This is a genomic window from Chitinophaga chungangae (genome assembly GCF_017742215.1).
GTDB classification, from domain to species: Bacteria; Bacteroidota; Bacteroidia; order Chitinophagales; family Chitinophagaceae; genus Chitinophaga; species Chitinophaga chungangae.
In genome coordinates this window covers 1,627,959-1,641,769 of sequence record NZ_JAGHKP010000001.1, presented here as the reverse complement: position 1 = coordinate 1,641,769, position 13,811 = coordinate 1,627,959, and the positions used below count along the sequence as shown (strand labels likewise).

General features: G+C 52.4%; 11 protein-coding genes. All 11 read right to left on the bottom strand.

What is annotated here, in order from left to right; all coding sequences use genetic code 11:
- Positions 1-27: 27 nt before the first annotated feature.
- The 11 genes from J7I43_RS06945 to J7I43_RS06895 are packed head-to-tail and all read right to left on the bottom strand — an operon-like array spanning position 28 to position 13,763.
- On the bottom strand, positions 28-537 hold the full coding sequence (locus J7I43_RS06945; protein WP_209144610.1) for a glycoside hydrolase family 108 protein: 510 nt from the start codon (positions 535-537) through the stop codon (positions 28-30).
- The gene (locus tag J7I43_RS06940; RefSeq protein WP_209144608.1) at positions 537-1,022 is read right to left on the bottom strand and encodes a hypothetical protein; all 486 of its coding nucleotides are present in this window, start codon (positions 1,020-1,022) and stop codon (positions 537-539) included. Before J7I43_RS06940 ends, J7I43_RS06945 begins: the two co-directional genes overlap by 1 nt.
- Positions 1,000-2,781 carry a right-handed parallel beta-helix repeat-containing protein gene (locus tag J7I43_RS06935; RefSeq protein WP_209144606.1) on the bottom strand — a complete coding sequence of 594 codons (1,782 nt, stop codon included), beginning with the start codon at positions 2,779-2,781 and terminating at the stop codon, positions 1,000-1,002. Before J7I43_RS06935 ends, J7I43_RS06940 begins: the two co-directional genes overlap by 23 nt.
- Positions 2,782-2,815: 34 nt before the next feature.
- Positions 2,816-3,100: a hypothetical protein gene (locus J7I43_RS06930; protein WP_209144604.1), complete on the bottom strand. Its 285-nt coding sequence runs from the start codon at positions 3,098-3,100 to the stop codon at positions 2,816-2,818.
- Complete coding sequence (locus J7I43_RS06925) at positions 3,097-3,342, bottom strand: hypothetical protein (RefSeq protein WP_209144602.1); 246 nt, start codon at positions 3,340-3,342, stop codon at positions 3,097-3,099. Before J7I43_RS06925 ends, J7I43_RS06930 begins: the two co-directional genes overlap by 4 nt.
- Before the next feature lie 18 nt (positions 3,343-3,360).
- Positions 3,361-5,802 (bottom strand): glycoside hydrolase family protein, encoded by a 2,442-nt coding sequence (locus J7I43_RS06920; RefSeq protein WP_209144600.1) that lies wholly within the window; start codon positions 5,800-5,802, stop codon positions 3,361-3,363.
- 30 nt (positions 5,803-5,832) lie between these two features.
- Positions 5,833-6,906 (bottom strand): hypothetical protein, encoded by a 1,074-nt coding sequence (locus tag J7I43_RS06915; RefSeq protein WP_209144598.1) that lies wholly within the window; start codon positions 6,904-6,906, stop codon positions 5,833-5,835.
- A 3-nt stretch (positions 6,907-6,909) separates the two neighbouring features.
- Positions 6,910-7,845 carry a hypothetical protein gene (locus tag J7I43_RS06910; RefSeq protein WP_209144597.1) on the bottom strand — a complete coding sequence of 312 codons (936 nt, stop codon included), beginning with the start codon at positions 7,843-7,845 and terminating at the stop codon, positions 6,910-6,912.
- Positions 7,845-9,920, bottom strand: coding sequence for a hypothetical protein (locus tag J7I43_RS06905; RefSeq protein ID WP_209144595.1), 2,076 nt, complete (start codon positions 9,918-9,920; stop codon positions 7,845-7,847). The genes J7I43_RS06910 and J7I43_RS06905 overlap by 1 nt, the downstream gene beginning before the upstream one ends.
- On the bottom strand, positions 9,920-13,219 hold the full coding sequence (locus tag J7I43_RS06900; RefSeq protein ID WP_209144593.1) for a tape measure protein: 3,300 nt from the start codon (positions 13,217-13,219) through the stop codon (positions 9,920-9,922). Before J7I43_RS06900 ends, J7I43_RS06905 begins: the two co-directional genes overlap by 1 nt.
- Positions 13,194-13,763: a hypothetical protein gene (locus J7I43_RS06895; protein ID WP_209144591.1), complete on the bottom strand. Its 570-nt coding sequence runs from the start codon at positions 13,761-13,763 to the stop codon at positions 13,194-13,196. Before J7I43_RS06895 ends, J7I43_RS06900 begins: the two co-directional genes overlap by 26 nt.
- Between the last annotated feature and the right edge of the window lie 48 nt (positions 13,764-13,811).

Sequence of the window (13,811 nt, the reverse complement as noted above, 5' to 3'; positions counted from 1 at the left end):
AAAAAAGCCAGGGAATACCCGGCTGGACTACTTGAAAGAATTCACCCGGCGAAGCCACCCAGCTAAGAATTTAATATTGCTCTTCCTTTTTGAAGCAGCATGCAGGAATGCAATACGGGACGCTTTTAATTGATCAAACAGGCTGCCTGCCTTATTTATCGCGGCTAGTGTTTGAGGACCGAAAATACCATCCGGCGTTACACCTGCGACTGTTTGTATGGCTTCAACGGCATGGTACCCGGAATGAACGTAGAAGTCTAGCAGGAAGCCGGCAGTGCGCTGATCGTGTATCAGATCTCCCTTTATTGGTTCCCAATAGTGTTTTTCGTAGAATTCCTCGACAAACGGGTCTGCCAGTGGAATATATTTGCCTTTTTTTATTGGTTTCGCAGCGTCCACCTGGGCCCACCCAGGCCAGAACGGCCAGTTCTTCCTGGTTATTCCCCTGTAAGTCTCTCCGCCCTCATCGTCAGGGTCTTTTACGTATCCACCTTCCCACTTTAAAACGGGGGCTATTGCGAGTTTGAAGCCGGCCATTATTTGAACAATTTTGTAATGAAGGATAACTTGCCCCCGGCATACAAGAATACGAAGCCGATGGCAGATAAGGCGATCGTTGAAACCGTGAAGAACCGGGATATTTTAACCTGCCGGTCCAGCTTAACCTGTATTGAGTGGCTACGTAGCTGCTCCGCTGCCAGTGCTGCCCGGTTCTCTACCGTCGTTACAACCGTATCCACCTGGCTGACCGTACGGATCTGCACCGGAGGGCATGGCCGTACCTGGTTGATGTACTTTGTAATGACGCCCTTCACGGTATCGCAATCCACGGTCACCGTATCGGAAAACACCAGGGTGTCGCCGGGCAGGTAGGTTGTATCGTACCTGGTCGCGCCCTGCACGTATACCGTGCTCGCTTTGACCGGAAAACGCTCGGCGCAACCTTCGGCCCATTTTTTTTGCGTCATGCAGCTGCAGGCGAGCAGCAAGAGCAGGACGCTATATCTTTTCAATATCTCCATTGTCATACACTTTGATTGTAGTTAATAATTTTCTTTGCGGCACCGGAACCTCAGGTTCGGCCGGGCCACCGTCGATGACATTGCCGTCCAGCACCGACCTGGAATTATCCACGATCGCTGCCGCACAGTCTTTTATTCGGTTGTGGGATATACTTCCCGGCACCATGTACCCGTCGCTGTTCTCCACGCGAATTGGGCTGCGGAGGCAGCCGGAGATCACGTTGTCCTCGATAATAGGCTGGCAACGGCCGTAATCCTTGATCTTATGAGCGTTCACGTAGATCGCGTCTTGTCCTTCGCCACGCGCATCTTGAACCACGTTTCTGAGTATCTGCAATGATTCGTTACCGCTGCAGGTGATACCGGTGCCGTTGCCCCGGTTGATGTCGTTGTCCAGGATGCGCAGGTTTCTGCCGGCCGCCAGTATCCCGAAATTCTGGAATCGCTGATTCGCCTGGCCGTAGTCGGAGATCTGGTTGCCCTGCAGCAGCACCCCATCCCCGCAAGTCACCTGCAGGCCGTCCCAACCGGTACGCTGGATGAGGTTGTCGGTGATCACCAGGTTGCGCATGCGGAACGCGTAGACGGCTTTTTCGGCCGGACCTGACTGAACCACTTCGACACCCGAATTAGAATGCCCGATGTACATACCCTCGCCACGTACGTCGTGGATGTTCATGCCTTTGATGGTAATGTTATCATAGGCCCAGCCGTCGCCATAGGTGTTCGGGTCATCTCCTTTTGGTGTGGTTTTGATCATGAGGCCAACTGAGACGGTCCTCGCCTCAATTTCGGAAAGCGTGAAGTTCCGACACCTGTTCAGCGCCATGCCAACGGAATCGAAGCCGAGCGTGCCGCCGTCGATAATGATCTTTTGCTGGCCGTCAATCCGAAAGTGTTCCGATTCGCGCATGTTGAATGCGTAGCTCTTATTTCCGCCAATGATCACCTGGCCGTCCGGCACGATGATAACGGGCGCAGTTGCATTGCCCTTCAGGTTCCATAGGTTGAAATATTGGTAGGCGCCGCGGAGCACCACCACGTCGCCGGCGTTGATCCCCAGCACCGCGGCGTCCTTATAAACGCCGCCGTCTTTGCCCGGCTTCAGGACGTGTTCCTTCTGCTGCGGTTCGGGTTCCGGTTTGGTGACTGCCCCCTGCTGCAGCATCCAGTCGTAGGCGCCGAATCCCGGTTCATATGCCGCGTTCCACACGCTTCCGTCGTGCCCGCCGGGCAGCGCCGTGAATTTCTTCCCCAAACCCTCAAACAGTGCTTTCTGTTTATTGAATACGCTGTCCTGCGTGCCGGCCACGCCCCAAGCGGGAAGATCGCGCAGGTTCTCGCGGTTGAAGCCAGGATCGGGCTCCGGTGCGGACAATGCATAGATGGCGGTGAGCTGAGCGGCGTTTTCTTTGCTGGTGCCCGCGTACTGGATGAGCGCCCATGCGCCGGCGGATAACCCCGTAGCGAATATTCTGCCGTCCCAGCAATCCGCGTAGCGTTCTTTGAGCTGTTCGATGATCTTACCGGTAACGAGTACCGGTGGCCATGCCTGCCCGGACTGCACGGAAACCACGATCATGTTCGGAGCCCAACCGGAATTTACCAGCTTATTGGGCCCGTATTTCAACAGGCCGGCAGGATCACCCAGCTGCTCCCCTTTTCCGGGTGAAAAAAACACGATCGGGAATTTCCCGGAGCCTTTGGGGATATATTCGACGGCATTGTATCGATCGCCGAGTTTGAAAAAGAAGTTCATATTATTCTTTTTAATACCGTTCCTAATTCGATCATTATCTCAATATTTTATCGATGATTTCCCCTAAAGCCAATCCAGAAGCGGCGGCGGCTCCGATAATTAGCCACTTTAATCGCTCAAACATCTCTACTTTTTTTTCCAGCTTGTTTATGCGCGCAACCATACCTCCGTCGCCGGATACAGGATTGCCTCCAACTGCTTCAGTTACGCGGTGTAGCATCCCTTTTACTTCCCTGAGATCGTCTTTTACTTCGCTGACATCCTCAGCAAGCTTTTCATAGTTCTCCTGCATCCGCGATATTTGTGCTTCAGTTGTCATTTCTGTTTCCATTTTGGCTCTTCAACAGGAATCCCGAACATCTTAGCGATATAATGGAGGAAGCCTGTCAGGATGCTGATACCCAGCATCCATTCTACCTTATCTGCATCGTTCAGCATGCCAGTTGAGGCCACCCAGGTATTTCCTGCAATGGCCAAAGCGACGATGATGTTCATTGTGTAGCCTACCCACTTTGGTGTTGTATTTACAACCTGGCTGACGCCGAATTTTGTTCCTCCCATATCACACTATTTAAAATATTAAAGCGTCATAGATGTCGCGTAAGCGCCTATAGAAAACCAATTCGCCCCTGATGAATGGAATGCCACGGCGGAATATTGCAGCGTGATCGTTTTCGTTGGCTGCCCGTCAATACTCTCGCTCGCATTGGGATCTATCACCACATCGTTACCGTTTGCGCTGATCTTCTTTATGATGTAGACGCGTCCCGGGCAGCTGGATGCCGCGGGAAGAGAAATAGTCGCGGTTCCTGTGTTGTTTGCGTAGAGTACCACCTCAGCCCCCGCTGTCGTGTTGCCTGTGATCACCCGGTGATTAATGGCCATGCTGCCGGTAACCTGAAATGTGGAGGTCAACGACGTCACGCCTATCCCCATACCGCCAGAAGAATACAACGGGCCGGTAATTCGGCCGGTGAAACTTTGATCCACAGCGTTCTGGTTCAGCATGCTATGTCCGTACCATCGGTTATTTTGGAAAGTATTGAGGCCAGTCGAACGGGTATATACTGTTGCGCCATCCCGTCGTACCAGGTCGGTGGTATCATCCAGAATGACCGTTGGCAGATTCAGCCATATTTTTTTCCCACCCTTTGCGATGGGCACATAGCTGTTGTCCTGGGTAACATTGACTGCATAGCCACTGATCCGTACGGTGTCGCCGCCGAAATTCGACGCTGAACGGGTATAAAGGCCTTGAGGGAACAACCCGGCACTATCCAGCAGCATAACGTTGCTCAGGTTAATATTTCGGATGGTCCCCCCGTCATTGATAAATGTTATCCGGGCGCCGTTCGCTTTTACGGAAATATTCGACAGGTTCATATTCCCTATTATGGAGCTGTCCTGCGTCTTGATCATGTCCGCCGGCGAAGAGTACGTGTCATACCGGTTCACGTTTGATATCGATATATTGTCGATGAACTGGATCGCGTTGAACCCTATAATGCCGAACCCGTTGTACGTGGACGGGCTAGTGGGGATGAACACCGAGCTTCCGTTGATGTTATTTATCTTTACATTCCGGAAATTCGCACCGACCCCGTTCGGATCACTCATAACTACCGCGCCGGCGGAAGTATTGCCGTTTATGCCGTCGATGGTGATATTACTCAGCTTGTAGCCATTACGGGAATATAGGCCCACGCCGCGGTGGGTGGTAACACCCTGTCTAGACGACGGGAAAATATCACGTATCGTAATATTTTCATAATCTCGTAGATCTACAGGCGGCAACGGCGTGCTGGCGATGGTCGGGCCACCGCATCCGAACGCGACCATGTCGTCGTTCGTGAAACCAGTGATATTCTCTATCAACGCATTCCCGGCGTTGAAGGTTACGCCGTCACCATTAATACCAACCGCTGGGTTCCCCGACGCGTCGAATGGGTTCTGCTCAAAGTGAACATTGTAGACGTGTATCTGATCGCAGTTAATGCCTGAAACACCCCATGCCTTTGTGCTGTCCACCTCCAGGTCGTGGATGCGCAGCTTCGACGAGCGGTAAAAAAAGAAGCCAGCGCACGCCCGGGCGCTTTCAATGTCCGTTCCTGCGCTTACCGTCTGTGTCAACCCGTTTCCGTTCCAACGGCCTCCGAACACCTCTTTGTTCGTGTTCCCATTCACGAAGTCTGCATTCCGCACCAGGTACTCGTTGCTGTATTTCTTCACCTGGATATAACTGCCGGTTGCATCCAATGTCATGTTTGAGGGAAGACGTATAGCCGAATCAATGAGTATATTCATCCCTCTCATGGTCACCAACCCTACGCTATCGGCCGCTGCGCGGTTGATAGCAGCCTGGATCTTCGCGATATCGTCCGTCAACGAATCTGCTGCTGGACCATACCATCGGACATTGATCCCGCCGGCAGGATCGTACACCCTTCGCCAATATCCACCATCAGAAGCATCGAAGACTACGCCGCCGTCTGCACTACCCGCCGCCTGGCTGGCGAACAGGCCGCCCCGTACGGTATCCGCGACGAAGATCAAAGAATCGGTGGTTGGGTATGCGGGCAGCTGATCCACCGTTTGGACTATTTTGCCTGATAACTTCCTGATGAGACTATCAGCCAACCCGTTGATCCCGGCAATTTCAATCCCCTCCATCTTTACCGCGATCTCTCCGCTTGCAGTGCGAAAATAAAGCGTATCGTTCGAGCGGCGGACGGAATCGAGCGAAGAGCCGGAAACAATTTTAACCCAGTGCCCGAGCGAGCAATTGTAACGGTACAGGTTTCCGTTTTTAATTGCAAGCTGCCGGCATGTGTCGGCATTCTTCGCCGTGCTCTTTACAGTATCACCCGGCAGCATAAACGCTTTCTGGACTTGAATCGCTTCGTGGATCTGCCCCGTTCCTGGCACAGGCGTAAGATTCTGTGCCAATGCATTTGAGGCGAGAATCAAAAGGACTGCCAGATAGCTATTCCGGAAAGTCCGTAAAAGTTTTCTTCTCATCATGTAAAATTAAATAATGAACTACTTTAAGCCCTACAACCTGATTATCAGATAATAGCAATTTATGTTAGTAGTGACCGGGCTCATCTTCCTGAAAAATAGATCAAACTCATTCGCGCTCCGTGAGTTACCCACTGTAACGAACACATCATTGTCGTCGTTCCACTGCGCGCCGCGTCCTTCGATCTGCGCCCATATGAAGTGCGGCACGGAAATGTTGAGGTTATGGCGAATGGTCACCTTCGTGTCGAATCCGCCGGAATTGACGACATTAACGACCTTGCTATTACCAGACACTGAGCCGATGTTGCCAATGAAAGCAAAATCTGCCTTGATGATCGAGGCGGTATTGATGGATTGCGCCAGGGCATACAATGCAGCGGCGGTTGCCAGTTTATTCGCGTCGTTCTCGTTGTAGCTATTGCTCGTCGCATTTGGCAGATTCCCCAGCCCAACCTGTGCTTTGGTAACGGAGTGCGGGTTACTTACGTTTCCGACGTGATCCAATATGAGGACGTTTAAATCATTGATCGCATCGCCGGTATTATTTTCGTAAAACGGCGCCCATTCGATGCGTAAAATCTCGCCTCCGAGATCACTGGAATAAAAAACGTCGTCAGGCTTGAGCAGGCGAAGGCCTGGCGCGCCGAGACTGGTGGTGATCGCATACTCGTCTTCCCTCATGTACCGGCCGGCAGCAACGCGGAAGATCCTGGCCACCTGGTAGACGCCCATACATGGCATGGCCACCTCCGTGCTCCCTGCAGCAGGATCTACGATCACTTCCGGATCGGTAGGATCAATCGCCGTGTTGCGGCCTGCTTCCAGCTCCAGGTCGGGAATGAACCGGCCGTTGTAGAAGTTGGTTTGAGCATCATAGGAAATCACTTGCACACCAGTCGTGGCGTCATCAGGAGTTTTGTATACTGTTACCAGATGCGTTCCGGGGGTGGGTACATATATTGAAACACGCTTGGGGTTCGCATGAGGTGGGTCAAAAATTATATTCGCAGCGATAGTTGACAGATCTCGGCGGGGCCGCGCGATAACGCGCACCTTACCATTATAGGCCGGCTCAAAAAATAAAACCAATGGTAATTGTGCCATTCTTTATTCGTTTTCGATTATAGAAATTGTTTCATCTCCTGGTGGGAAGGTACCGAACAGCGTGGTTTCAATATTGTAGGCCACAACGATTTCATCGTCGAACTCATCATCATATTCCTCGAAGTCCAGGTTGCGCGTCGGGCTCAGCTGAATTGTCCATCCGTACATCGGGTAGTTCGGAACCTCGGTCTTTTCAAACTTCGCCCCTTCCGCTTTAGCGAACCCGCGGCCGTCAATCGTCACGGTATCGAAGCTGAACAGCTGATTCAGCTTATCAATCACCCATACCGGGACACCGAAAGGTGAGCCGATGGCGAAAGAATACAGATCGAACGGCGTAGAGCTGAGCGGTACAACGTTGTGCGGCTGGTCGATGTACAACACGTCCTCGCTTCCCGGCTGGTCGTAGCTCACAATCCCTTCCACGCGGAAGTTCATCTTGATTCCCGTATCCCAGACGATGCCGCCTTTATTGAAGCTGTTGGAATATTCTAACAGAACGGTATCCGGGTGCTTCAGGCGCAGGTCGATACCTTCGGAAACCATCAGCTGGACCGTTTCGCCAAAGCCGCCCTTCAACAGGAGGTAGTAATACCCATCCGGATAATCAGCCCAGGAAATGGTCAGCTCGTAGGTAGAATACGGTTGCCCAACAATGGCCGTCGGTACTTTTTCGAAGGGAAGGCTGGCAACCAGGCTTCCGTCGCAGCGGATCAGGTCAATGGAAATAGGGTCGTAATTCGCCTCAAGCTGCAGCGGCATGTTGTCCGTCCGTTGCCATTTCTGGAAATACGTTGCCCGGTCCTGAAAGTCGCGGATCGTGTTCTTGAACCAATCCTGATCCCAATACACGGTATTGTACCGCTGGTCCACCGGCGGGCTGACCCGGTAAAATTTTACCGGCAATCCTTTTCCTATGCGAATAATATTTCCAGGCATCAGCGTATCAGTTTTGTAAGGTCATTGCCGGGAGCCGCCAGCAACTTAATCGTTTGCTCTTCCAGCGCGGCCTGCTTTATCCCTCCATCAATCAAAAAACCCGTCCACTGCTTACCCAACCAGGTGAACTGGCCATTTCCAGCACGGGCAGCTGCATGCAATGCCAGGTAATTGGCGGCAGTTTTCGTTTTGATGTTGAAATAGTAGGGAAGAAACAGCGCGCCGTCAATAGTCGCGGGAATGTTCGCCTTCTCAGCGATGGTTACAGGGCCTGAACCGTCGTCGTAGGTCGTCACCAGTTCAGCGTTTTTTTCCGACTTCTGAAAGGTCACCTCTTTGCCCACCATTTTGTAGAATATCGGCGCCAGCTCAGGGTAATGTAGAAGAAGCAATCTTTTTGGGCTCAGTTCGACGTTGAAGATGGTATCGGTAATTATGCCGGTCATTTCCGTATAAGCCTTTCTGTAAGGCCGCCACACCAACAGACCGGTTTCGTCCCTTACGCCAATGGCGTCGATCAGGAATACGTCGTTGTCGGAGCTGTTGTCCGTAGTCGTTTTCCCTTCCATGTTCACCCGGGTGTATTCGATTCCGTAGCAATCATGCCGGTATGGGCTGATCAGGTCGCAATCTGTTACAATGCGGGTCACGGGTAGGCCGTATTCCTGGATGGTGTTCACTTCCGACCGGCCGTTCACGTCATCGTAATCCTGATCCGGGCTACCAATCTTCACCTGGTTGTAGATGATGTCTTCGGCCAGGGTCACTTCGCAATCCTTTGCCTCGCCGTAATCGTAAACAACCGGGTCATCGTAGAATTTCGCCCTGGGGTGAATTTCGATCTGCTCGTTGACGATATCCAAACCGACGAACTTCACCACGTTCATTGCTTTATAGAAGTCGTTGAAGGTGGTTTTGATGACCGCGTTTTCGAACCGGCGAATGCCATCACCGGAAATTACCAGTAAGGAGCGGTAGGGATCGGCTTCCGTGCCCGCACCAGTAACTGCCAGGCCAGGCGCGGAGAGGGTTGCCGTACCTTCTGTGATCTTGTCTCCCAGTTTGGCACCCAGGGCAACCGCCGTATATGCGCGGTGGCGGGTTGCCGGCATTCGATAATCGAATTTTATATCCAATGTGCCGCCTTCGCTATAAATAAACGGATTGGGAGGGAGTTCACCACCGCCGACGGTGTCGATGTGAAGCCGCTGGCCCTTCTCCAAAGTCACTAAGATATCAAACTCGACATGCAGAGGCTGATTCGCTGTAATTGTGCCGCTAAAGATTGTCGTCCTTGACCCTGTATAAGTAGTACCATCGGACACTCGATATCCGACACTTTGCGAAGTATTGAATGCTGCGGTTACGTCATACTTCGCCCTAAGATTGAAAGTATAGGCCGGGCCGTCGTTCCGAATCAAATAATCAGTGTTTTCGGGCGCCTCGCTGAGCGTACCTCTGGTAAAGGAGCTCGGCGAGTTAAATAAGATGTCCCGATAAACGCCTTCTGAACTGATAAAAATGCAGCCCAAAAGCGTGTTTCCAAATGCAAGCGCCGGTCCGGGCTGAATTATATAACTGATTCCGTTTTTCAGAAGAATCCCGTCCAGCTCCAACACTTCTGCATTCACATCCAGCGGAAACTCATACGTTTTTCCTTCATTGGCTGACAACAACTTTCTCGTTCCGCCTTCCAGCACGTTCACTTCGAAATAATCGCGGCGATCACGGGCCTTTGAAAGATCGATCTCGCCCTTGTACCAGCTCTCATGCTTCATGGTCTGGTAGTTCAATTTCAGGATGATCAGGTAACAAATACCCTCAAAACCTGACCCGTACTGCACCTGCCGGATTATTTTCGCGCCGGCCTTGACGAAACGCAGGGGTATCGTAAAACTGCGAAATAGGCCGAAATATTTCGCGCTACGGCCAAACTGGACCATCTTATCCTGCCAGCCGTCCGGAGCGTTTTTTTGCGGCACAGGGAGCGTGCTGGTAACGACAATATTATTCTCGTCAACCCGGAAGCTCTGTCCCTGAGCATTGGTAAGAAAATATAAAAACTGCTTCGGCATTATCTATGATGTACGAATTGATTAACATATGTTTGCCAGGCATGGCCGTCGTATGCCTGTCGGCGTATTCCATCAGCGTCGATAATCGTTCGCTCAGAAGGCCGGTTCATGATGGCCTTTTCCACCCTCCGCATGCTCCTGTCTACGCCGCGCACGATTTCTTCTGCGAGGAACGGATCAGATACGGACTGCCCACCAACATCTGGTGGCGCTGGGAACATCATGTGCGGATTCCGCAGGAAATACTCTTTCGCGTCGGGCAGTACCTTGGCATGTGGCATCAAATCCATATAAGTCGGCCGGTTGGGCGTGATCTGCATCGTACCGTCAGGGTTAACCACGAGCTCATGCCGCCAGGCGTCGCCTAGCATTGCCCAGCCGCCAGGGTGATCGTCCGTACCTTCGGCGTAACGAGGAATTCGTTTGGCTGCAATGGCGGCAGCCTGGAGGGCGCCTGAGGCGATGACGATAGGGATCTGCGCGTAAGCGAGTGATGCCAGCGCCGCCGTTAACGGATTCGAAGAAAGGACGGCCGCTTGAGCTTGAATTTTGAAAAGCGTTTCGGCGGTTGTGATTCCGATTTGGAAAAGCGAAGCGAATTTTTGGAATTGCGCTGCGCGGGCGTCTATTTCTCGTTGACGACGTTCAAGCGCCTCCCGTTTTACCTGTGCGGTTTCCTTAATTACCGTGATCTGGTTCTCCTTCTCTTCCGTCGAGGCCGCTGAGCGGGTAATCGCTTCAATCTCTTTTTTCTCCTGCTCGCTGATTAGGTCGATTTGATCCTGAAGGCGGTTCTTTTCCTTTTCAAAGAAGGACAGCCCCAGGTCGGTTGCGAACTGCAACGCATCCTGCCTGAGTGAGCTAATCCGGTCATGGTACTGCTGCTCTAGATCACGCCGCTTCTCCAGCTCGCTTTGCGTGGCTTCCGTTTTGTTCTTCTCGCTCTGTTCGTGGAACTCCTGGCTTTCCTTCGCCAGCTGCATTTCCAGATCGTGCAGCCTCTTCAACGCCGCCTCCACCGGCTGGCCATTTGCCTGGAGGATCTCCAGCGACTTCTTCGCTGCAGCGATCTCCGCCTGGAGGCGCAACGTGTTGTACTTATTGGCGATCTGCAGCTTGATCAATTCAAACTGCTCCTGGCTGTACTGTTTTTTCTGATACCGCTCTGTTTCGCGTTCCAGTTCGGCGGCCTCCCGGCGGTCAATTTCCGCAGATTCCCGGTCGAAGGCTTCAAGAACCGCTTTTGTTTGCTCGTCTGCAGCGGATTTTGCAACACCCGTATATTCTTTCCAGAATTCCTTCCGGTTCTCCAGCCGCTCGGCGTCTGCCTTCTTTTCGAGCAGGGCGATTTCTTCGGGGAGAAGCCCCTCCTTTTGCTTTTCAATAGCAAGGTTTTCGGTGATCAGCTGATCACGAAGCTCGTAATAGGTGCCCAGGGCATCGAGCCTGCCCTGGAGGGATACTTTTTCGTTTTCGAAAATTTCTTTTTGGGAATCAATGGCAGCCTGCAGATCGATGCCCTTTGCGTCCAGCAACGCTTTGCGCTGGCGTTCGCGCAGGCGCGCAGCGGCGTTTTCCTGTTCTTTCGTAACATTAGCCGTAGCCTTTGTAGCTGCGGCAGCTTCTTCTGCAAGTATCTGTTGGAACTGCTGCACTCGGTCTGATTCCTGGAATGCGTAGTCCTGCGCCCGCCTGGCTTTTGCAATCGCCTCGGCGTTTTCGCCCAATTGCGTAGGATTGGCGCCGGTTAAGAATCCGGGCACGGATGCTTCTTCCGCCGCTTTGGCGGTGATGGCAGCCATCTTTTTCGCCTCTTCCAGCATCACCTTGCGTTGTTCTGCGGAAGCTTTTTTAAACTCTTCGATATAGGCATTGTTGCCAGCCCTCAGTTCATCTCGCTTCGCCTGATTGATCAGCTCTTCGGTTTGCCTGTTTGCCTGAGCCAATACATCACGCCCAATGGTTAGATCGCTTAAGTACTCTCCAAGGCTGAATTCTTGTACCTTTTCCAGGAAAATATTGAACCCGTTCAGCGCTTCGCGGGAAGCATTCACGATTCCCTTGAAAAAGCGCGAAAGCCCGCTTTCATTATTCTGGACCAGTTCGGTGAATTCGTTGCTCAGCTTATTGATGGAACCTTGCAGACTGTCTACCGGCCCATCCGTTCCATACGTTTTTCTCAATTCAGCGGCGAACTTGGGCAGGAAATCCGAAGCGATCACCTCGCCCTTCTCCAACATCTTGTTCAGCTGCTGCTCAGTTACGCCAATGCTACGCGCCGCAATGGCGAATGCGCCGGGTATGCGCTCGCCGATCTGACCGCGAAGTTCTTCGGCCTGTACCTTGCCCTTGCCGAGCACTTGAGAAAACGCCAGCAAAACACCTTGCGTGTCCTGTGCCGATAATTTCAGTACCGCGGCTGATTCAGCCACGGATTCAAAAATGGTTCTGGTTTCGCCGGCCGACAACCCTGACTGCGTGGACGCTGCATAAAACAGTTTATATGCACCGGTCAGCTCCAGGATGTTCAAGCCCAATCGTTCAGACACGTCGAGCAAAAACTGCTGGTTTTTGGCAAACTCTTCTTCAGAGCCGGAAACAGCCCGCAACGCCGCATTCATGCTATCCAGCTGTACGGTGGTATCGAATACTTGTTTCGCTATCAATCCGATGCCGGCCGCCCCGAGGGTTACCCCGATACCTGCCCCTCCGAGGAACCCTTGAAGGCCCCCAACGAGTTTTGGGTAATTGCCGACATTGCGCTGAAACCTACCTGTGGTAGCCTCCAGTTTCTTCAATTCGGCATCAACCTTCCTGATATTTGCCAGCATTTCCCGGCCACCTATAGCATTCCTCGCTTTGGGGCCGAGAGCGTCGTATTGGGCCTGTAATTGGCGAAGAGTGTTCCTCAGTTGGAGGATAGAGCCAGTTTCTGCAACGATCGAATCTTTCAGGGCCTTCTTGGCAATCCTGGCTTTCTGCTCTGCTTCCCGCGTCCGGTCCATTTCAGTCTTCAGCTTCTGCTGCTCCAGGCGGGTTTCCGCGATCGCGTTGCGGGTGGCTTGTTCTTGCTTGCGGAGTTCCTCCCGTTCTTTGCGGAGGGCTTCAGTGGCGGCGCGGGCTTCCTGAGCTGCACGGGCAGACTCGGTGAATCCTTTGGAGAAATCAATGGTTTTCCCCAGCCGGTTTATCTCGATGATCTTCTTCACCACCTTTTCCAGGCGTTCGTCCAACCGGTCGAGCTGAGCGTCAACCTTTGGACTGTTGATCACCTCATCGATGAGGTCTCTTCTTGCCATTGGTTTGCGCTTTTAACTGTTCACAGTGAGAATTGTAATGTTTCATGATGGTGGCATACCTGGCCACCGTGAGCTCGTCAGGGTTTAGGTTATGGCCCATGAATTTGGACAGCACCACCAGCCAGGATTCGAAATGGTCCCGGCCAATTTTTTCCGCCCCTTTCGAATCGTGTTGCTTGGCCAGCATTGCTGTTTTCGTTTCCAGCTCGACGATCAGGGTTTTGGCCCTGGTGCTCACACGGGAAAGATCCTTGTAATATGAAACCAGGTCATCAGGATTGAACGGGAACCGGTACCCCTCTTTTCGTAGCAAATCCACCAGCTCATCAACCCGGTATGTACGCAGTATCTCAATGGTCTCGTAGATCGATGTAATCCGGTGAGTAAGCGCTTCCACTTCGAGTTCCAAGGAAATGGCTACTTTATTCAGCGTATCCCCGGCCAGCTCGACGTATTGCTGGTTGATGATCACCCAATGAGCATGAAGGGAGGTATCGTCTGATTCCCCCTCCTTGACCAGTGCGGTTAAATCCCCATCAACCACGCAGCGGATGAAGCGGCTTAGCGGCAGCTCGAAACAGTCTTTGTATAA